We start from the raw sequence: 21,214 nt of genomic DNA, 5'->3' as shown, positions 1-21,214 counted from the left end.
CACGCCGTACGGGCTCACACGGGTGCGTTCACCGGGGCAGCAGCCGGTCGAAGAAGCGGTCGAGCGGCGCCACGTGCCGCTCCGGGTCCCGCCACCGGGCGGCCACGCTGTCGGGCAGGTGCAACTCGCCGGTCAGCACGCCGTTCCTGAAGACCCGCACCGCCGGATGGATGGCCCCGCCTCCGGCGCCACGGGTCACCCCCTCGGGCAGCGGGAGCCGCTCGGCCCCCAGCGCGACGGCCTCCAGGTCGTCGGGGCCGGGCTCCCTGCTCTGCCACAGGCCGACGGTCACCAGATCTCCGAAGCGCTCGACGGCGTAGTCCTCGGGAAGCTCCTCGTAGCACTCGATGCCGTGCTCGGTGATCACCAGGGCGTCGACCAGGTAGCCCGCCTGCGCCCACAGGGCCGAACTGCGGTTGACCCGGTCGAGGACCGTCCCGGTCAGCGCGGGCCGGGGGACGGGGGTGCGCGGCAGCCGTACCCCGTCGTAGCGCTCGGCGAGCAGGCGGCTGAGCGTGCGCAGGTTGTAGCGGAAGCCGTAGATGAACGCCGAGGAACCCCGCCTGGCGTCCCGGGCCTGCATCATGGTGCCCGCCACGTAGAGCCCGGGGAGACCGGCAGACTCCCAGTCGGAGGTGAGCGCGGGCAGCCTCCCGCCGGGGAGGGTCCGCAGCTCGTCGGCGAACACCTCGGTGTCCATCCGGAAGCCGGTGCAGCGCAGCACCGCGTCGTACTCCAGCCTCTCCGGGCCGCCGCCCGCGTGGTTGTGGACGACGTCGGCGGTGTAGACCGCGCCGTCGAAGGAGATCCGCTCGACCGAGCAGTCGAGCAGCGCGTGCAGCGAGCTGAAGTGGTGGCTGTCGAGCAGCGTGCCGTGACAGCCGCGCACGTCCCCCGGATGCCGGGAGTTCCAGGCGAGCCTGACCGGTCTCGGGCTGGCCAGATGGATCGCCGAGGCGTGGTCGCGCAGCGCGTGCGCCGTCTCGAAGGCCGCGTTGCCCTTGCCCAGGATCAGCACCCGTTTGCCGAGGAACGACTCGGGATCGACCGTCATGTCCTCATACCCCTCGGCGTGCTCGATGCCGGGGATGTCGGGAACGTACGGCCCGCCCCATCCGCAGGCCCAGATCAGGCACTCGGCCTGGAACTGGCCGCCGCCCTCCGTTTCGAGCCGGAACCCCTCCTCCTTGCAGGTCACCCGGCTGATCCCGGTGCCGAAGACGACCCGCAGGTCGTGGGTGGTGTGGAAGTCGGCGAGATAGCGCCGCAGATCATCGGGGGAGGGGAAGTAGTCGTCGCTGTAGGCGGGGAACAGCAGGGACGGATCGTCGCTCAACAGCGAGTTCCAGTCCCAGCGCAGCCTGAGCTCCGGATCGTCGGACCAGTCCCGGGCCCTGTTGATCGAGATCAGCCGCCGGTGCCGGGGAAAGCGGGCGAAGAAGTCACCCGCGGACCGCTCCCGCTCGACGATCACGTAGTCGGCGCCCCGTTCCTGCAGGAAGTAGCCGATCTGCAACCCCGCGGGCCCGGCGCCGACCACGACGTAACGATGTTCCTGGATCACGGGGCCGGCCTTTCTGGAGGTTGTACGGGCCCATGTGGGATACCCACCTCCGGCGAGGAGTCATCCCCGTGTGTCTCGTCCCGGCGTGTCCTGTCCCGGCGCGTACGGCTCAGGCGAGCAGGGCGACCAGCGCCTCGCCCTTCGCGGTCGCCCTGACGCGCACGTGGCGGCCGTGTCGCTCGCGGTCCAGCAGTCCCGCGGCCTCAAGCTGGGCGCAGTGGTAGGTCGCCGCGGCGGGGGTCGAGCGCAGCAGGGAGGCGACCTCGCTCATGGTGAGCGAGGCCCCGGCGGCCCGCAGGATGGCGGCGCGGGCCTGCCCCAGGGTGAGGGCCAGGGAGTCGGGCGGGGCGTCCTTCTGGTCGCCGTCGTCCCACAGCACCCCCAGCGCGGGCAGCGGGTAGCCGATCCACACCATCCCGGGATCGTCGAAGGCGAAGATGCTCGCGCCGTTGCCCGACACGATCGGCACCAGGGCGAGCCGGCGTCCGGCCAGGTCGAACCGCTTGGCCTGCTGGTCGGGAAGGCCGAGCGTGGTGCCGGAGAAGTGGAAGCGCGGGCTGAGGTTGCCCATGACCGTCTCAAGGCGGTCGGTGACCGTGGCGGCCCCGATCCGCTCCCGCTCCCGCTTGAGCAGGCTGTCCGCCCGGCGCCAGACCGGCCTGAACTCCTGCCACAGCACGCGCATGAGGTGCGAGTAGGCGTGGATCCACGCGCCGGGGCGTTCGACGACGGGCCGCCACTGGGCGGGGACGGCAGGCTGGAACTCCGTTTCGAGTTCGGCGAGCAGGGTGTCGGGGGAGAGGTCGGCCAGCCGCTCCAGATGGGTGTCGGCGTCGGGCTCCGACATCGAGACCGCCGGGCTGACGCAGTCGGGGATGACCGAGAAGGACGGGGCGAACAGTGGGCGCAGCACCTCGGCCGCGTTGCGCGGGGCGGCGGACATGACCGCCTTCTGCCAGTGCCGTGGGACGCCGTGTGGACGGCCCCCCAGGGTCCCGGCCGTCAGCGACAGCAGCGTGGCCCCGGGATGGAGCACGACCGAAACCTTGACCTCGTCCAGGCGCCCGAGGCGGAGTTCGGAAAACCCCTGCATAGGGTGCTCCCCTTTCGGTGCTTCCGCGGTGGATGTCCCGTCCCGCTGAAGCCATATTTTTGTCCCGATCCCGGGAGTGCGCACCTTTTAAGGATCATTTTAATGATTGTGGTTGATTTTGCCGTTCGCGATGCTTGTTCTGCGCGGCTCGAACGGGGGTGCCTCCCGTCCGGTCCGTGCGCGGGGCAGGAGGGGATCATGCGTTTCACGGGGGTTCGTACGGTTTCCTGAGCTCCGGGGGTGCTCGCCGGGGGATGACGGTGAGCGCCGTCCGGTGCCGGAGGTGACCGTCCCGCTCGACGTACCGGTACAGCCATGCCGGTACGGCCGCGCAGGTCGCGGCGAGTGGCGGGACGGACGGGCGGGGCGCCGGTCGCCGAGGCCCGGCGAGCGCGTGGCTCCATCGCGCGCCCGAACACGGCACCGGCGCCGCAGGGGGCGGCGGACGGCTCGCCCATGAGGGATGCGGCGGGCCCAACACCGCCGTCCGCGGCCGTGTCAGCCGCCTGACGGCGTGAGCCCGAAGGGAGCCGTCAGCAGGACACGGCCGAGCGGTACGACCCCGCGGGGGCGTGGGGGCCGTACCGCCTGAACGGCGTCGCTCAACGGAGCGACGCCGTTCAGCCGTTCTTCGGGGCTCCCGGGGGTTCCTGGGTAATCAGACTTTCAGGGATATATCCCGAAAATACGTATTAAAAGCCACGGGGTGGCGGCGGTGGCTCGGGGGAAAAATCCCTAGATCGCTTTTCTGGGATGCATGTACCCCACAAAAGATCACGAATACCCTTACGTCAATATATAAAAGCGATCATGAAGGCTGTCAGTCCGGAACGGAAGAATGCCCGCGTTCGCCCACAGGTCCCTTCGCCCAGGCGGCACCGGCTCTTCCTGGCCGTCCTGCTGGTCGCGGCGGCGCTGCGTGTTCTCACCGTCATGGGCTACTCGCCGGTCGTGTGGTTCGAGGACTCCTTCGACTACGTGGGCGTCGCCGAACGGCCACAGCCCTACGAGGTCCGTCCCAGCGGCTACTCCCTGCTGCTGTGGCTCCTGCGACCGCTGCACAGCTTCGCCGCCGTCGCGATCCTCCAGCATCTGATGGGGCTGGCGACCGGGACGGCGATCTACGCGCTCGTCCGCCGCAGGGCGGCCGGGGCACGGGCGGGGTGGGCGGTGCTCGCAGCCACCCCCGTCCTTCTCGACGCCTACCAGATCTTCTTCGAGCACACGATCCTGAGCGACGTCCCCTTCACGTTCCTGGTGGTCGTCGCCGTCGCGGTCGTGCTCTGGACGCCCGGGGTCACCCCCGGCCGCGCGGCCACGGCCGGGCTGCTGCTGGCCGTCGCGGCGCTCACCCGCTCGATCGGGCTCGTGCTGCTCCCGCTGCTCGCCGCCTACCTCCTGGTCGCCCGCGCGGGCGCCCGAGCCCTGCTCACGGCGCTGGTCGCGGTCGCGGTCCCGCTCGGCGGCTACGCCGCGTGGTACGGCGCCTGGCACGGCACCCCCGCGCTCAACGGGGGCAACGGCGTGTGGCTGTGGGCCAGGACCATGCCGTTCGCCGACTGCCGGAGGATCAGGCCGCCGCAGGAGGAGGCCGTCCTGTGCCCGTCCCAGCCGGTCGGTTCGCGCCCGGCCTCGCCGTACTTCATCTGGTCGGACTGGTCGCCCCTGCGCCGGGTGCCCGGCCACCCCGTCGTCACCCGCGCGGACCTGTTCCAGCCGAGGATCGACGCCCTGGCGGGAGACCTGGCCCGGCGCGCCGTCATCGCCCAGCCGCTGGACTATCTCCGGGTGGTCGGTGAGGACCTGCGCAGGACGCTGAGCTGGCGAAGAGGACCGGTGCCGGGTGCGGCGCCGGTCGTCTACAACCGTTACGTCCTGCCCAACGCCGAAGGTCCGTTGCCCGACGGGGTCAGGATCCCCGGTGGAGGCATCAGGGCCGACCTGCTGGCCTACGGGCACGAACGGCCGGAGACCCGGGTCGTCGAGCCCGCGGCGAGGGTGATGCGCGCCTACCAGTCCTTCGGCTTCCTGCCCGGACCGCTGTTCGGCGCCCTCGCGGCGGGAGCCCTCCTGGCCTGCGCGACCCGTCTCATCGCGAACACCCGAGCCCGGGACACCCGAGCCCGGAACACCCGAGCCCGGAGCGCCCGAACCTGGCGAGCCCGGATCCGAGGCGTCGGAACCCAGGGCGTTCGAACCCGGAGCGCCGAAAGCCAGGGTGCCGAAAGCCGGTTCGCCCAGAGCTCGGACGCCCCGGGCTCGGGCACCCGGGATCCGGAGGCTCAAGATTCGGAGACCCGGGGTTCGGAGACCCGGGGTTCGAAGGTGCAGGGTTCGGAGACGGGCAGGAGAGCCACACCGGCCGGGGCGTTGCCGTTGTCCATGGCGTTCGCCCTCATCGTGGGCCCGGTGGCCGTCACCGCCTACGACAGCAGGTACTGGCTGCCCGCCGTCCCGCTGCTCTGCCTGGCGTTGAGCCTCGCCCTCACCGAACGCCGCCCCCGAACCGTTCCCGGTGAAGGCCACGACGGCCCATGACCCACACCTTCGTCCATGACGCCTCAGGGTGCCTCTCGGACCTCCGGGGGTGGACGCGATCCGCGCCGTATGCACTCCACCGCACGGGACGGCGCCGGGTCAGGCGCGCAGACGCAACCCCCTGGGGGTCGGGTGGAATCCGGCGGATTCGAGGGCGGCACCCAGCGGGGAGTCGTTGATGGCGGTGCCGTCGGCCCGTTCGACGGTCAGTTTGCCCAGCGCCCCGTCGCGTACGGCCAGCGCGAGGGCGTCGACCGCGGGCTGCAGGACGTCGCCGTCGGCGAAGGACAGCAGGGTCCTGCCGCCGCGTTCCACATAGAGAACCAGGTGCCCGTCGACCAGCACCACCAGGGAACCCGCCTTCCTGCCCGGTTTGTGAGACACCTCTCCCGGGTGCGCGGGCCACGGCAGGGCGGCACCGTACGGGTTGGCCGGGTCGGTCGCCGCCAGCACGACCGCCCGCCGCGAGGTCTCACCCCGTGACGCCGCACCCTGTGACATCGCACCCCACGGCCCTCCGCCCCGAGCTCCCCAGGACCCGCCGCCCCACTCGCTCTCACCCCCGGGGTCCATGACCGGCGGGCCGGTCCGCCACGGGTCCGAGGACACCCCGGCGGCCGGATCGTCGAGCGGGGTGGCGGGCGGGACGGCGGATGGGGAGACGGGCGGGCGGACGGGCGGCGCCGAGGTCGCGCGCATCCGGTCGACCGCGCCGGCCAGCGCGAACTGCGCCCCGCCGAGCCCCTCGACGAAGTAACCCCTGCGGCACCGGCCGCTCTCCTCGAAGGCGCGCAGCACGGGATAGACCGCGGCGAACCCGCCGGGCAGCCGCTCGGCGGCGACCGCGCCACGGGTCACCACGCCGTGCCGTTCCAGCAGGACCTCCGCCTGGGCGTGCGCACGCTGGGTCGCGTCCTGCGACGGGACGGGCAACGACCACCAGCGCCCGCCGACGGTCGGCGGGCCGCTCCGGCTGGGAAGCACCGCGCGCCTGCTGCGCGAAGGCGCCCTGCGGTGGGCGGGACGCCCGGTGCCGAGCGTGGCGCGCAGCGGCGCGAGCGTGTCACCGGTGATCCGCCCCGCCCACACCAGGTCCCACAGCGCGGCGGCGAGCGCGCCGTCGTCCGGGACCGCGCCCGGCATCAGGGAGCCGACCCGGCCGGACAGGTCGCGGAAGAACAACGCGCCCCCGCCGTTCAGGACGTCGAGCACCCGCTCGTGCACCGGTGTCATGGTGATCTCCACCGGATCGGGCATCAGCAGCGGGGCGGTGTCGGCGAAGTACAGCGCGACCCAGCCGTCTCCACCGGGCAGCGACCCCTGACCCGCCCAGACGACCTCGCCGGAGGAGGTCAGCTCGTCGAGCATCGAGGGGTCGTATCCGGGCACCCGCGAGGGCAGGATCAGCGTCTCCAGCGCGGAGGCGGGCACCGCCGCCCCCTGCAACTGCTCGATGGCCCCGGCCAGCGCGTCGATGGGAGGCCTGCCCCGCTGCTGACCGCCGGTGATGCCGTGCCAGGCGGGGGAGAAGGCGGCCAGGGCCTCCGGGGGAACCGGCTCGACCTCCTTGCGGAGCCTGGCCAGCGACCTGCGGCGCAGGGTCCGCAGCACCCCGCCGTCGCACCACTCCTCACCCCGGCCCCCGGGCCTGAACTCCCCGTTCACCACCCTGCCGTGGACGGCCAGGCGGCGCAGCGCGTCGGTGACGACGGCGGGCCCGAGACCGAACCTCGCGGCGGCGGTGTCCGCCGAGAACGGCCCGCGCGTACGGGCGTGCCTGGAGACGAGGTCGCCGAGGGGGTCCTCGACCGGTTCGAGGAACACGTGCGGCACCCCGACGGGCAACGGCGCGCCGAGCGCGTCACGCAGCCGGGCGGCGTCCTCGATCGCCGCCCACTGCTCCTGCCCGGCGATCCGCACCCTGATCGCCCGCCTGGCGGCCTCAAGCGCGCCGAGCCAGGCCGGGTCGCCCTCACGCAGGCTCACATCCGCCGCGACCAGCGGGCCGTGCGAGCGGAGCAGGTCGGCCAGGTCCTCGGCGTCGCGCAACGGCCGGTCGAGCCGTGCGAGCTCCCGCTCGGTGTCGGCGATCACGTCGGGGTCGAGCAGCTCACGCAGGTCGGCCTGGCCGAGCAACTCGGCCAGCAGGCTCGTGTCGAGGGCGAGCGCCTGGGCCCGGCGCTCCGCCAGCGGGGCGTCTCCCTCGTACATGAACGCGCCCACGTAGTTGAACATCAGCGACGCCGCGAACGGCGACGCCTGCCCGGTCTCGACCTCGACCAGCCGCACCCGCCTGGCCGCGATGTCGCGCATGAGCCCGGCCAGCCCGGGGACGTCGAACACGTCCTGCAGGCACTCGCGCATCGTCTCAAGCACCACGGGGAAGGAGGCGTATCTTCCGGCGACGTCGAGCAGGTGCGAGGCCCGCTGCCGCTGCTGCCACAGCGGGGTGCGCCTGCCAGGCGTGCGCTTGGGCAGCAGCAGTGACCGGCCCGCGCACTCGCGGAAACGCGCCGCGAACAGCGCCGAACCGCCGAGCTCCTCGGTGACGATCCGTTCGATCTCGTCGGGGTCGAAGACCGCGATGTCCGAGGGAGGCCCGGAGAGCGTGTCGGGAACGCGCAGCACGATGCCGTCGTCGGAGTGCACCGCCTGGACGTCGGTGCCGTAGCGCTCCCGCAGCCGTCGCCCGATCGCCAGGGCCCACGGCGCGTGCACTCTGGCGCCGTACGGCGAGTGCACCACGACCCGCCAGTCGCCGAGCTCGTCGTGGAACCGCTCGACCAGCAACGTCCGGTCGTCCGGCACGTAGCCGGTCGCCTCCCGCTGCTCGGCCAGGTAGGACAGCAGGTTCGCGGCGGCGAGCTCGTCGAGCCCGGCCGCCCGGATGCGGGTCAGGGCGGCCTCGCGCGCCGCGTCGCCGTCCCCCTCCGGACTCCGCCCCGGCCTCCGCCGCCTCAGCGTCGTATCGGCCGGGTTCGGGCCGCCGGAGGCGGACGACTCCGTGGTCTTCCCGCCGCCCGAGCCCGCGCCCGCGGCGGACATCTCACGCAGGAACTCGCCGATCGCCCTGCCCAGCTCGGCAGGGCGGCCCGCGCTGTCACCGTGCCAGAAGGGCAGCTTGCCCGGCCGGCCCGGGGCGGGGGAGACCAGGACCCGGTCGGCCGTGATGTCCTCGATCCGCCACGAGGTCGCGCCCAGCACGAACACGTCCCCGGCGCGGGACTCGTAGACCATCTCCTCGTCCAGCTCGCCCACCCGGGAGGACTTCTCCCCGGCGAGGAACACGCCGAACAGCCCCCGGTCCGGGATCGTGCCCCCGTTGGTCACCGCCAGCCGCTGGGAGCCGGGGCGCCCGCTCAGCGTGCCCGTGACCCGGTCCCACACGACACGCGGCCGCAGCTCGGCGAACTCCTCGCTGGGGTAACGCCCGGCGAGCATGTCGAGCGTCGCCTCAAGCGCGCTGCGGGGCAGTCCGTGGTACGGCGCGGCACGCCGTACCACCGTCTCCAGCTCGTCGACCGTCCAGTCGTCGAGCGCCGTCATCGCCACGATCTGCTGGGCCAGCACGTCGAGCGGGTTGCGCGGGTAGCGCAGCTCCTCGATCCGCCCGTCGCGCATCCGCTCGGCGACCACGGCCGTCTGGACCAGGTCGCCCCGGTATTTGGGGAAGATCACGCCGCGGGAGACGGCCCCGACCTGGTGACCGGCCCTGCCGATGCGCTGCAGGCCGCTGGCCACGCTCGGCGGAGACTCGACGCAGGCGACCAGGTCGACCGAGCCCATGTCGATGCCGAGCTCCAGGCTGGAGGTCGCCACCACCGCGGGCAGCCGCCCCGACTTCAGAGCCTCCTCGATCTGGGAACGCTCCTGCTTGGAGACCGAGCCGTGGTGGGCCCGCACGATCTCAGGGAGGGCCCCCTTCGAGGCCCCGGCCTGCGCCATCATCGCCGCCGGGGTCGCCAGGGAGGCCGGGGTCGCCAGGGAGGCCGGAGTCGCGGGGGCGCCGGGGGGAGTGGGGAAGCCCTCGGCCCAGTGGGCGGGCTCCCCGGCCCCCGGCTCCGGCTGGGAGCCCGCCCCGTGCTGCCAGGCCAGCTCGTTGAGGCGGGTGCACAGCCGTTCGGCCAGCCGCCGCGAGTTGGCGAACACGATCGTCGAGCGGTGCCGCCCGATCAGGTCGAACAACCGCTCCTCGACGTGTGGCCAGATGGAGCGTCTGGGCGCGGGATGGGCCGGCCACCGCTCCTCGTCGGCGGGGTCGGCCGGCCGTACCGGGGCGTCGAGCTCGGTCATGTCCTCGACGGGGACGACGACCTCGACCTCGATCACCTTGTCCGAGGGCGGCTGGACCACCACGGCGGGCCTCCCGCCGCCGAGGAAGGTGGCGACCTCGCTCACCGGGCGCACCGTCGCCGACAGCCCGACGCGCTGGGCGCGGCGGGCGAGCAGGGCGTCGAGCCGTTCGAGGCTGAGGGCCAGGTGCGCGCCGCGCTTGGTCGCCGCGACCGCGTGCACCTCGTCGAGGATGACGGTCTCGACGCCGCGCAGCGCCTCACGGGCCTTGCTGGTCAGCAGCAGGAACAGCGACTCCGGGGTGGTGATGAGGATGTCGGACGGTTTGGCGGCGAAACGTCTGCGCTCCTCGGCGGAGGTGTCGCCCGAGCGGATCGCCACCGAGATCTCCGGCACCGGGAGCCCGAGCCGCCGGGCGGTCTGCCGCAACCCGGCCAGCGGTGCCCTGAGGTTGCGCTCGACGTCGACCGCCAGCGCCTTGAGCGGGGACACGTAGAGCACCCGGCACCGCCGGGAGGGCTCCTCCTCCGTCCGTTCCTCCGCCCGCGCCGCCAACCGGTCGAGTGACCACAGGAACGCGGCCAGGGTCTTGCCCGACCCCGTCGGCGCGACCACGAGAGTGTCGTCGCCCCGGGCGATGGACGCCCACGCGCCCTCCTGCGCGGCGGTCGGGGCGGAGAAGGCTCCGGTGAACCACTGCCTGGTCACGGGGGTGAAGAGACTGAGCGCCCCGCCCATGGGATCGGTGTCCGCCTCACGCACGTGAGATCGCCCCCTCGTCTCGTCCCGGCCGGAAGGCCCGGCCACCGCTCCATAGTGCACGGCGCCACCGACAGAATCCGTCCCACTCCCTCACCCCACTGATAGGGGGAAAGATCACAATAAGTCGTCCTTAATAGCTTTTATCCAAATTTGTGATGCCAGTCGGAGCCCGGAAGTGGGCATGAGTCAGAAAAGGTTCATCCACCGTCAAGGCGGAGATAGATCCCAGGTGAGCAACCAAGCCGGTGAGCGTGCGCGATGAGCATCGACCACCCCGCCATCGAGGCGGCACGTGAACGAATCAGGGCGGAGCACCTCAGGGATCACCGTCCGCCGAGCAGCGTCAGAGGCCTGCACCACGTCGCGCTGCTCTGTTCGGACGTCGAGACCACGATCGCCTTCTACCAGGACCTGCTGGAGTTCCCCCTCACCGAGATCGTCGAGAACCGCGACTACCGAGGCTCGAACCACTTCTTCTTCGACGTGGGAAACGGCAACCTGCTGGCCTTCTTCGATTTTCCCGGCCTGGACGTCGGCCCCTACCGGGAGGTGCTCGGCGGCCTGCACCACATCGCCCTGTCCGTCGATCCGGCCACCTGGGAACGACTGCGCGGCAAGCTGGAGGCCGCCGGGGTGCCGCACCAGATCGAGAGCGGCGCCTCCATCTACTTCCGGGACCCCGACGGCACCCGCCTGGAACTGCTCGCCGACCCCCTCGGCGAGATGTACGGCTCACACGTCCTGTGACGGGGGCCTTCCCGGGTGGGAAGGCCCCCGCGCCCTGACAGGTCGTGGATCGGCGCCCCCGTCGGACACCGGACGGTCGCGGCCCTGGGAATGCCGTGAAACACGGGAAACCGCCTGCTCTCCCGTCTTCGGTTCGGAAAGGCCGTACCTGAGAGGAGTTTTCGCGTGACGCGTCCTCGTTTCCACGCTCCCGGTGTGAAGTCCGGAGAAACGCCCGGATAGTACGGCCGTCGCGTTGATCTGGAGGAATGCGTATCTCGGAAGAACGCGGTCTTCGGTAGCATGGCGTGCGCTCTGTCATTCGGTCATGTCATGACCAAAAGCGCGGATAGGGTGAACTGAATCGCCGCCGAAGGTCCTTGGCCGGTCCTTTCGCGCGCCGGAAACCGCCGAAGGGGAAACCATGGTCGAGCGCGTCCCATGGATTCCCGTGACATATGCGGATCTCGTTCCGGTTTCCCGTCCGCCTGGCCGCGCAGGCGACCGCGGAGTCCAAGGTCCCGCACCTGGCCGCGCACGTTTCCCGAAAGGCCCAGCCCGGCCCCCTCATCCTTCTCTCCGGGACACCGATGTCGTTCTCCTCCTCCTTGTTCCTGTGGTTCTTCATGCCGGTCACGCTGCTGGCCTACTGGGTGCTCCCCTCGCGGTGGCGCAACTCCCTCGTCGCGGTGGTCAGCCTGGTCTTCTACACCTGGGGGGCGGGGCCGTACACGGCGTTGCTGCTGTCGGTGATCGCCGTGAACTACGCCATGGGCCTCGCCCTGGACTCGGAGCGGCTCAGGGAACGTCCGCGGACACGCAGGGGCCTGCTGGTCACGACGATCGTGTGGGACCTCACGATCCTGGGGGTGTGGAAGTACGCCGGGTTCGCCAGCCGTCAGATCGACGCCCTGTCGAGCGCCCTGGGACTGGGGCACAGCCCGATCGTGAACCTCGCCCTGCCGATCGGCATATCGTTCTTCACCTTCCACCACCTGTCCTACGTGGTGGACGTCTACCGGCGCAGCAGGCCTGCCCAGCGGAGCCCGGTGCGGTTCGTCACCTACATCGCGATGTTCCCCCAGCTCATCGCCGGGCCGATCGTCCGGTACCACGAGATCTCCGAGCAGCTCTCCGACACCCGGCGTGACCGGTACGCCGACTTCGCCGCGGGCTTCCCCCGGTTCGCCCTCGGGCTGGCCAAGAAGGTGATCGTCGCCGACACGATCGCCCCGGTCGCGGACGCCGCGTTCGCCCACGCCGGAGGCCAGATCACCACCCCGACCGCCTGGCTGGGGGCCGTGGCCTACACGCTCCAGATCTACTTCGACTTCTCCGGATACTCCGACATGGCCATCGGCCTGGGCATGATGCTGGGCTTCCGGCTTCCGGAGAACTTCGACCGGCCGTACTCGGCGTACTCGGTGACGGACTTCTGGCGGCGCTGGCACATGTCCCTGTCCCGCTGGTTCCGCGACTACGTCTACATCCCGCTCGGCGGCAACCGCCGGGGCACCCTGGTCACCTACCGCAACCTGCTGGTCATCTTCGTGCTCTGCGGCTTCTGGCACGGCGCCAACTGGACATTCCTCGTCTGGGGTCTGTACCACGGAGGCCTGCTGGTCGCCGAGCGGCTGCTGGGCTGGGACCGCCCGCCGGGCACCGTCACGACCGCGGCGCTGCGTCGTGCCGTGACCTTCCTGCTGGTCGTGGTCGGCTGGGTGTTCTTCCGGGCGGAGACGATGACCGGGGCGGTCGACGTCCTCCAGGCGATGTTCGGCTGGCGGCCCGGCGGCCTGGACGAGTTCACGGCCTTCGCGCTCAACCACCAGCGGACGCTCACCCTCGCGCTGGCGCTGGGCGTGGTGCTGCTGCCGGCCTCGTTCACACTCGGCCGCCTGGTCGAGGCGGGGCGGGGCCGTACGGCGGTGGCGGCGCGCGCCGTGGTGACGTGGGTGGCCGCCCCCTACTCCGCCGTCCTGGTCGCCGCGGGCACCTTCAGCCCGTTCCTGTACTACCAGTTCTGAGAGAGAGGCCGTCGATGACCGCAGTCGAGACCGAACCGGCGACCTCGGGGACCCGGCCCCGTCGCCTCCGGGGGCGGCTGCCGACGCTGCTGGCGGCGGGGCTGTTCTTCTTCGGGCCCGCGCTGGCCTTCGCCCTGGGAGACCGGGCCGTCGAGATCGAGAACCGGAGACTGCCGGAGTTCCCCTCACTGTCGGAGGGCTGGGACCTCATCCCGAAGGCCGAGTCCTGGGCGGTGGCCCACCTGCCGCTGCGGCAGTACGCCATCCGTGGCAACGCCGCCCTGTCGGAGGGCGTGTTCGGCCAGCTCCCGTCGTACAACACCGGCAGGAAACCGACCTATCCCCGGGCGATCGAGGGCCGTAACGGCTGGCTCTACTTCGGGGACGACGTGATCGAGGCGTGCGGGCCGCGCTGGAGCGTCGCCGAGACCCTGGAGCGGACGCGAAGGCTGGCCGAGATCGTGCGGAGATCGGGCAGGAGGTTCGTGCTCACCGTCGCGCCGGACAAGACCACCGCCTATCCCGACGAGCTCCCGGAGCGCTTCCTCGGCCAGGGATGCCTGCAGAGGCGCAAGAAGGAGTTCTGGGCGGCGCTTGAGGCGGCCCGCCCGCCCGGTTACATGGACCTGCGGGGCCCGCTCCAGCGACTGCGCGTGGAGACCGGCGCGCCGACCTACTGGCGGACCGACAGCCACTGGAACGAGCGTTCGTGCGGACTGTACGGCACGACACTGGCCCAGACGCTCGACCCCCGGCTGGCGCGGGGAACGAGCCTGGTCAAGGCCGGGCAGGAGCCCAGGGTCGGCGACCTCGGGCCGATGCTGGGCACACCACGCGAGGAGATCATCGACCGGTGGTCCCTGGTCAGGCAGGGGGTACGGCGGACCAGGCAGGACGACACACAGCTGCCCACCTCCTTCAGCACGGCCAACACTTCCTCCGGGGCGTCGCTGTACGAGCCGAGGACCCTGCTCGTCGGTGACTCGTTCACCCGTAACTCGCTGCCGTGGATCACGCCGTACTTCGCGGACCTGAACTATCTGCGCAGTGACGCGCCCGCCAAGGCGGGGCCCGGGTACGTCGCGGAGAAGGTCGTCGGGAGCGAGACGGTGGTGTTCGAGATGGTGGAGCGCTACTTCGTCGGCGGGCACGGGGAGATGCTGGACGACGCGACCCTCGCAGCGATCGAGAAAGCACTGCGCTAGCCTCTCCGTCCTCGCGATTCGATCAGGATCCGAACATCCGTAAAGGAGTGCCGAAAGCGTTTTTGTATATGGCGCCATGTCGCCCGTGCGGCGGGCGGCCCTTTCCCGTCCGGAGGGTGATGGCTTTATCACGGCTCGTGATGAATGTTCGGTCGTCGCCTCCGTGAAATTGGATTTCTCTCGTGGAGCCGGGGGTGGGCGCGCGCCACGGCGGGGCTCCTCGATCCATGGCGTCCGGCACCCGTGGCCGGGGTCATACTTGGGGGATGCGCCTGTCGGATTTCTGGGACCGGATGAAACTGCACTTCGGTGACGCCTACGCCGAGTCGTGGGCTCGCGACTACATCCTGGCCGAGCTGGGCGGCAGGACGGTGGACCAGGCGCTCGCCGACGGTTTCGCGGCCAAGGACGTCTGGCGGGCGGTGTGCGGGGTGATCGACGTCGCCCCCCGCCTGCGCTGAGGACCCCGCCCCGGCCTCCGGGGCGCCTTCGTTCCCGGGCCGTGGGTTTCGCGCGAAACGCCGCCGGATATGGCCGCCCCTTTCCCTGCGCCGATCTTGAAGCGTGTTCCCCGGGCGGACGGGCCGGTCACCGGAAAGTTTCCGGGGCATGTCAACTAGCTGGGTAAATAAGCGCTTCGTGATCGTCCCGCCCATCACACGGGTGAGCGGGCCTCGCCGGCCATGCCGAACTTCGTATGGTTCCTCGTGTTGATCGACTTTTCTCGTAAGGCCGCCACCTGGCCGAATATCGTTCCGGTCGCAAATAGCGAGGGTTAAGTCACAAAAATTGGTAGATACATTGCGATCGCACTGTTGTATACCCGAGGTATGCGTATCCGGATAGTGGGGGTCTGTCCGCTGTGTCTCTTGTCGACCGCGAGCAGACCCGCCCCATGACCCATGGTCCGCCCGTCAGGGACGGGCCCGCCGGGAGGGCGCCCCGGCCGACACACGCGCGCGGCCTCCGCGTGCGGCGGCCGTACCTCGTGATCTGGAACCTTCGCGATCTCCTGACGGCCCGTGCGCGGGCCGTGCCCTCAGGCACGCAGGACGAGAGCCGCCGAAACCGCGATTTCCCAGGCCAGATACGGTGACGATGAAGAATGCCACCCAGAAGAAGACGGTCCTTCTGGCCGAGAGCCGCACGCTTCTCCGGATCGGACTGAGGGAGATCCTCGACGAGACCGGAGACATGGCGGTGACCGGTGAGACGACCGACTCGACGGACACCATCCGCAGCATCCGCGACCTGTGCCCCGAGGTCGTCGTGATGGGACCGCTCAGCGACTGCGCCGACTCCGTCGAGGCGACCAGGAAGATCGTGGCGGAGCTCCCCGGCGAGACCCCTCGCTTCCTCGCGCTCGTCGACGCCTGGGACGCCCGCTCCCTCGACATGGCCGAGCCCGAGGTGGGAGGTCTGCTGTTCACCAACGCCTCGGCCGAGGAACTGCGTGCCGCGATCAGGATGCTGTCCGCCGGATACTCCTTCCTGGCCCCCGAGGCGTGCCAGCGGACCGTCAGGACCGCCGCGACGGGATCGCCCAGGACGCCGCCGGTGACCGACATGACCAGCAGGGAACTGGACGTATTGCGCCTGCTGGCCCGTGGCTACACCAACGCGGAGATCTCCAGGGACCTGTCACTCAGCGAGAGCACCGTCAAGTCCCACGTCCAGAACGTGCTGCACAAGAAACACCTGCGCAACAGGGCGGGCGCGGTGATCTACGCCTACGAGACGGGCCTGATGAAGGTCGGGGAGAACCCCGTCCACCTGTCCCGCAGGAGGTATCCGCAGGAGGAACGCAGCCGGGCGGCCAACGCGTAACGGGAGGTCAGTCCACTTGCCCGCCCATTGGCACTTTCGCGAGATCATGCCGCTTGCCACGATGACACCCCGTGACGTTCATACGAGACAAGGCCGACAGGCGGCGCGGCATGATCGGTGCGGCGACCGCGATGTTCTGCGTCGGCACACTGACGGGGGTCTCTCCCGCGCTCCACGGCTATCCCGTGTACGGCGGGCAGGCGGTGCGCTACGCCGTCGGCGCGGTCCTGCTGTTCGCCGTCGTCAAAGCCAGGCGGCTGCCCCCGGTCAGGCTGACCCGCCGCGAGATCCTTCTCGTCGCCGCCCTGGCCCTGGTCGGGCTGGCGGCGTTCAACGTGTTCGTGGTCGAGTCGACCCGCTACGCCGACCCGGCGATGGTCGGCACGATCGTGGCCACCGTCCCCATCGTCTTCGCGGTCGCCACACCGCTCATGGAGGGCAGGAGGCCGACCCCGCACGTCGTGGTCGCGGCGGTCGTGGTCGCCACGGGGGCGGCCGTCACGATCGGCCTGGGCGGCGCGACGCTCGTCGGGGTGCTGCTCGCGCTCGGCGCGCTCGGCGGGGAGGTCGGCTTCTCACTGCTGGCGATCCCGCTCCTGCCGAAACTCGGCGCCGTCAGGGTCGCCGCCTACTCGGCCGCCGCCTCCGTGCCGCTGCTGCTGATCGCAGGGGCCGTTGTCGACGGACCGCGGATGCTGCGGATGCCCACGCCCTCGGAGGCGGGGGCGCTGGCCTACCTCGCCGTCGTGGTCACCGCCTTCGCGTTCTTCTGCTGGTACGACGCGCTGCCCCGGCTCGGCGCGGAACGGGCCGGCCTGTTCTCCGGCTTCCTGCCGCTGGGCACCATCGTCGCCGCCGTCGTCCTGGGGACGGGCCACCCCGGCTGGCCGGAGTTCGCCGGGGCCGCCCTCGTCGTCGTGGGCCTGCTGATCGGGCTACAGCCGACGGGCCCCTCCATCTCGCCGGCGGGCCGTCAGCCGGTCGAGCAGCGAGAGTAACGGGGCCGTCGCGGCGGTCGTCACCAGCGCCATGGCCACCAGCACGACGAACAGCCGTTCGCTGAGCATCCCCAGGGCGAGCCCGAGGTTGAGCACCACCAGCTCCGTCAGGCCCCTGGCGTTGAGAAGCACTCCGAGCGAGGCCGAGTCGGGCCAGCTCAGCCCGGTCGAGCGGGCCATCAGCATCGGACCGGCCAGCTTGCCCAGCATCGAGACCACCACGACGAGCACGGTCACGCCGAGCAGTGAGGCGTCGAGCCCGCTGCGCCAGACGTCCGTGCGCAGCCCCGTGCCCACGAAGAAGAACGGCAGCAGCAGAAGCCCCGAGACGGAGTTGATCCGCTCGGTCAGCCGGGACAGGGATCCGGAGGGACAGCACAGGCCGTACAGGAACGCGCCGAAGATGGCGTGAATCCCGATCGCCGAGGTCACTGCGGAGGAGGCGAGCAGGCCCGCCAGCAGCACCAGCAGGCGTATCTCCGGCCGGTCCTCAAGCGCGGTGAGAATCCTGGCCAGCCAGGGACGGACCAGCCAGGTCATCACGACGCCGTAGGCGAGCACCAGCGTCACGGTGAGCGCCGCCCTGACCGGGGTGTCCCGGCCCGCGACCGCGGTCATCACGGCGATCAGGCACCAGGCGACCACGTCGGCGATCGCCGCGCACAACATGCTCAGTCTGCCCAGCGGGGTACGGAACATGTCCCGTTCGACCAGGATGCGGGCGAGCACCGGGAAGGCGGTGATCGACAGGGCGGAGCCGAGGAACATCGCGAAGACCACCGGGCTGGCCTGAGGCCCGGCCCAGTCGCGATACAGCAGGCTCGCCAGGAGCGCGCCGCCGAGGAAGGGACCCGCGATGCCCGCGTGGGCGATCGTCACGGCGGCCCCGCCCTGACCGCGGAAGGAGGTCTGCCTCGTCTCCTGGCCGACCACGAACATCAGGGCGATCAGCCCAAGGTCGGCCAGGCCCTGCAGGACGGGACGCACCTCGGCGGGGAAGAGCCAGGCGCTCACGCCGGGCAGCAGCGCGCCGAGCACCGAGGGCCCGAGGCAGAGCCCGGCGAAGATCTCCCCGACGACGGGTGGCTGCCCCACGCCCCTGGCCAGCCGTCCGAAGAGCCTGGCGGCCAGGATGACCACGGCTATCGCGGCGAACAGCTGGACGCTGTGTTCGACGGGACCGGAGGCGGAGGGCACCGGCCGCGCCGTGCCCGCCGAGGTCCCCAGCATCACCAGCAGGCCCACGGCCGCCAGCGCGGGCAGGATCGCGGTCAGGGCGTAGACGGCGGCGCCCGCTCCGCGGCGTGAGACGGGGGTCCCCGACGGGCGGGGATCGAGCTCGACCGTGCCCGTGGGCGTCGGCGTCATCGTGCCTCCGAGGTGAGCAGACGGCGATGGATCTTGCCGTTCGGTGTCCTGGGCAGCTCGTCGACGTGCCGGACGGCGTCGACGATCATGTGCCGGGGCAGCGAGGCCGCGCAGTGGCGCTTGATCTCCAGCAGGTTCGGGCGCTCGGCCCCAGAGGGCACCAGGTAGGCGACCAGCCTGGCGTCGATGCCGCTGCCGGTCAGCACGACCGCCGCGTCGCCGACGGCGGGATGGGCCTGCAACACCGCCTCGATCTCGCCGATCTCGACCCGGTACCCCCGGATCTTGACCTGTCCGTCACGCCTGCCGAGGAAGCGGTAGTCGCCGTCGTCCTGCAGCAGCACCAGGTCACCCGTCGCGTACGGCCCGGCCTGCGGCGCGGAGCCCCAGTACCCCAGCATCACCGTCGGCCCGTCGACGACCAGCTCACCCTCCTCGCCGGGACCTGCCACGCCCCCGTCCTGCCTGACCGCCCACACCCGGTCACCGGAACAGGCCCGCCCGATGGGGACCGGCGTGGTCCTGTCCCCGGCCACCTCGCCGACCTCGTGGAAGGTGCACACGTTGGTCTCCGTCGGTCCGTACAGGTTGAGCATGCGCACCCCGGGCAGGTGCTCACGGAGCCTGCGCAGATGCGTCACCGGGTACGGCTCGCCGGCGAACAGCAGCGCGCGCAGCGCCGAGGGGCGCGCGTCGAGCAGCCCGCCGTCGCGGGCCATCAGGATCAGCGCCGAGGGCACCGAGTACCACACGGTGATCCGCCGGCCCAGCAGGAAGTCGACCAGCAGGCGCGGGGCGTAGGCCGTCTCCTGCGGGATCAGGTGCACCGAGGCCCCCGCGTGGAAGGCGACGTACAGGTCCAGCACCGACAGGTCGAAGTGGAAGGGAGCGTGGTTGGCGAAGCGGTCTGCGGGGACGGCCCCGAGCTCGGCGGCGGCCCAGCCGACGAAGGCCAGCGCGTTGCGGTGCGACAGGCAGACGCCCTTCGGCACGCCGGTCGAGCCCGAGGTGTACAGGATGTAGGCCAGGTCGTCGGCCGTCCCGTCCGGCTCCGGCAGCGGCGGCGGGGTGCCCTCGGGTCCCGGGCCGGGCGCCGGGACGTCCACGCCGTTGAGCTCCAGCGTCCGCAGGCGCTCGGGGGAGGTGACCACGGCGCGCGGCGCGCAGTCCCGCACCAGGTGGACGGCCCGCTCGACCGGGCTGAGCGGATCGACGGGCACGTAGGCGGCCCCCAGACGCAGCACCGCCTGGGTCGCGACCACGGCCCGCGCCGACTTGTCGAGCCAGAGCGCCACCCGGTCGCCCCGCCGTACGCCGGTCGCGGCCAGCGCGTGCGCCAGGCGGTCGGCCTCGGCGTCCAGCTCGCCGTAGGTCAGGGCGGCGTCCGGCCCGGCGACGGCGAGCGCCTGCGGGGCGCGGCGAGCGCTCCGGCGGACGAGTTCGTGCAGTCTCACAGCCCCAGCTCCTTGACGATCTGTTCGAGCTGGATCTCCGTGGTGCCGGAGAAGACGGTCGAGGGCAGCGCGTCCCGCAGCGCGCGCTCCACCCCCGCCTCGCCGCGGATGCCCGCCCCGCCGAAGATCTGCACGGCGTCGAGACCGGCCTGCACCGCGCCCTCGCTGACCGCGAGCTTGGCCATCGCGACGTCGAGTACGGCGCGCTCGCCCCGGTCGAGCCGCCAGCAGGCCCGCCACAGCAGCAGCCGTGCCGCCTCAAGGCGCAGCCGCAGCCGCGCGATGCGGTGCGAGACCGCCTGGTTGTCGGAGACACGGCGGCCGAACTGCCTGCGCTCCCCGGAGTGCTCGACGACCGCGTCGAGCAGCCGTTCGGTCAGGCCCAGGTAGCCGGCGAACAGGCAGGTGCGCTCCCAGCGCATCGAGGACTGGAAGATCGCCGCTCCCTGCCCCCGCACACCGAGCATGGCGTCCGCCGGGACACGGCACCCGTCGAGCCGGACCCGCGCGGCGGGGACGCTCTCCAGCCCCACCTTGCGGAACGGCTCACCGACGGTCAGTCCCGGCGTGCCGCGTGACACGGCGAACGCGCTGACCCCCATGTGCCCGAAGGCCGGGTCGGTCGAGGCGTAGACCGTGAAGACGTCCGCGATCGGCGCGTTGCTCACGAAGGACTTGACCCCGGTGATGACGTAGTCGTCGCCGTCGCGGACCGCGCGCGTCGTCATCGCGGTGACGTCCGAGCCCGCCTCGTCCTCGGTGATCGCGTTGGCGCCGACCAGTTCGCCGGAGCACAGGCCGGGGAGCGTCGCCGCACGCAGCTCCGCGCCGCCGTGCTCGGCGATGGGCATCGCGCAGGCGAACAGGTGCGCCATGGTGGCGAAGACCAGCCCCATGTCCTGGCAGCCCCGGCCGAACGCCTCCACGGTCAGCGCCGTGTCCAGGAAGCCGAGTCCGCCGCCGCCGTACTCGGCGGGCACGGACAGGCCCGTCAGGCCCAGTGCCGCGCACCGCCCCCAGTCCTCACGGGTGAGGAACCCGTTCTCGGTCACCGGCCATGTACGTGTCTTTTCCCGGACCAGCTCGTATCGCTCCCGCTGGTCGGAATCCCAGGCGAAATCCACGCTCGGAAGCTTAGGATCGGCCGCTTTCCGCTGTCCTCATCATTCCAGCGGAAGCTTCTGCCCAGGAAACGAGAAAACGTGGGGAACAAGTCTGCCCACTCGTCCTTTCCGCCCCCCTACCAAATGAGGAGCCCACCTGTCCTCAGGGTGGCCGGGGAGAGGTGAAGTTCAATATTTGTCAGGAGGACAGTCAGGGCACCGCTTCGTAGTCTCATGCCGGTGGTCGTGCCCGGAG

General features: G+C 71.3%; 13 protein-coding genes. 7 read left to right on the top strand and 6 right to left on the bottom strand.

The window, feature by feature from the left end; genetic code table 11:
- Nucleotides 1–28 precede the first annotated feature (28 nt).
- Together ABZ470_RS08655 and ABZ470_RS08650 are read right to left on the bottom strand one after the other, a co-directional pair.
- Entirely contained in the window at nt 29–1,564 is a 1,536-nt protein-coding gene (locus ABZ470_RS08655; protein ID WP_362910863.1) for an NAD(P)-binding domain-containing protein, read from the bottom strand.
- Nucleotides 1,565–1,673: 109 nt separating this feature from the next.
- Nucleotides 1,674–2,657, bottom strand: coding sequence for a hypothetical protein (locus ABZ470_RS08650; RefSeq protein ID WP_352008533.1), 984 nt, complete (start codon nt 2,655–2,657; stop codon nt 1,674–1,676).
- Nucleotides 2,658–3,467: 810 nt separating this feature from the next.
- Here ABZ470_RS08650 and ABZ470_RS08645 point away from each other — a divergent pair.
- Nucleotides 3,468–5,195 (top strand): hypothetical protein, encoded by a 1,728-nt coding sequence (locus ABZ470_RS08645; protein ID WP_362910861.1) that lies wholly within the window; start codon nt 3,468–3,470, stop codon nt 5,193–5,195.
- A 99-nt stretch (nt 5,196–5,294) separates the two neighbouring features.
- Here the strand turns inward: ABZ470_RS08645 and ABZ470_RS08640 are convergent, their stop codons facing one another.
- Nucleotides 5,295–10,226, bottom strand: coding sequence for an ATP-dependent helicase (locus ABZ470_RS08640; protein WP_362910999.1), 4,932 nt, complete (start codon nt 10,224–10,226; stop codon nt 5,295–5,297).
- A 282-nt stretch (nt 10,227–10,508) separates the two neighbouring features.
- On the opposite strand from ABZ470_RS08640, the gene ABZ470_RS08635 reads away from it, so the two are divergent.
- From ABZ470_RS08635 to ABZ470_RS08610, 6 genes are all read left to right on the top strand, one after another.
- The gene (locus tag ABZ470_RS08635) at nt 10,509–10,997 is read left to right on the top strand and encodes a VOC family protein (RefSeq protein ID WP_352008536.1); all 489 of its coding nucleotides are present in this window, start codon (nt 10,509–10,511) and stop codon (nt 10,995–10,997) included.
- A 437-nt stretch (nt 10,998–11,434) separates the two neighbouring features.
- Complete coding sequence (locus ABZ470_RS08630; RefSeq protein WP_362910858.1) at nt 11,435–13,003, top strand: MBOAT family protein; 1,569 nt, start codon at nt 11,435–11,437, stop codon at nt 13,001–13,003.
- A 14-nt stretch (nt 13,004–13,017) separates the two neighbouring features.
- Nucleotides 13,018–14,208, top strand: a complete 1,191-nt coding sequence (locus ABZ470_RS08625; protein ID WP_362910856.1) for a hypothetical protein — start codon at nt 13,018–13,020, stop codon at nt 14,206–14,208.
- Between the two features lie 266 nt (nt 14,209–14,474).
- A complete protein-coding gene (locus ABZ470_RS08620) occupies nt 14,475–14,669 on the top strand; it encodes a DUF3046 domain-containing protein (RefSeq protein ID WP_352008539.1) in 195 nt (64 codons plus the stop codon).
- A gap of 637 nt (nt 14,670–15,306) precedes the next feature.
- Nucleotides 15,307–16,035: a response regulator transcription factor gene (locus tag ABZ470_RS08615; RefSeq protein WP_352008540.1), complete on the top strand. Its 729-nt coding sequence runs from the start codon at nt 15,307–15,309 to the stop codon at nt 16,033–16,035.
- Between the two features lie 71 nt (nt 16,036–16,106).
- Nucleotides 16,107–17,033, top strand: coding sequence for a DMT family transporter (locus tag ABZ470_RS08610; RefSeq protein WP_362910854.1), 927 nt, complete (start codon nt 16,107–16,109; stop codon nt 17,031–17,033).
- Here the strand turns inward: ABZ470_RS08610 and ABZ470_RS08605 are convergent.
- The 3 genes from ABZ470_RS08605 to ABZ470_RS08595 are packed head-to-tail and all read right to left on the bottom strand — an operon-like array spanning nt 16,971 to nt 20,979.
- A complete protein-coding gene (locus ABZ470_RS08605) occupies nt 16,971–18,401 on the bottom strand; it encodes a cation:proton antiporter (protein ID WP_362910852.1) in 1,431 nt (476 codons plus the stop codon). The two genes, ABZ470_RS08610 and ABZ470_RS08605, sit on opposite strands and share 63 nt — an antisense overlap.
- Entirely contained in the window at nt 18,398–19,855 is a 1,458-nt protein-coding gene (locus ABZ470_RS08600; RefSeq protein WP_362910850.1) for an amino acid adenylation domain-containing protein, read from the bottom strand. The genes ABZ470_RS08605 and ABZ470_RS08600 overlap by 4 nt, the downstream gene beginning before the upstream one ends.
- The gene (locus ABZ470_RS08595) at nt 19,852–20,979 is read right to left on the bottom strand and encodes an acyl-CoA dehydrogenase family protein (protein ID WP_352008544.1); all 1,128 of its coding nucleotides are present in this window, start codon (nt 20,977–20,979) and stop codon (nt 19,852–19,854) included. The genes ABZ470_RS08600 and ABZ470_RS08595 overlap by 4 nt, the downstream gene beginning before the upstream one ends.
- Between the last annotated feature and the right edge of the window lie 235 nt (nt 20,980–21,214).

Origin of the sequence: Streptosporangium sp. NPDC020072 (assembly GCF_040631445.1) — a bacterium.
Taxonomy (GTDB): domain Bacteria; phylum Actinomycetota; class Actinomycetes; order Streptosporangiales; family Streptosporangiaceae; genus Streptosporangium.
Note: the sequence above shows the minus strand (reverse complement) of the source record. Positions and strands in the feature narration are given on the sequence as shown.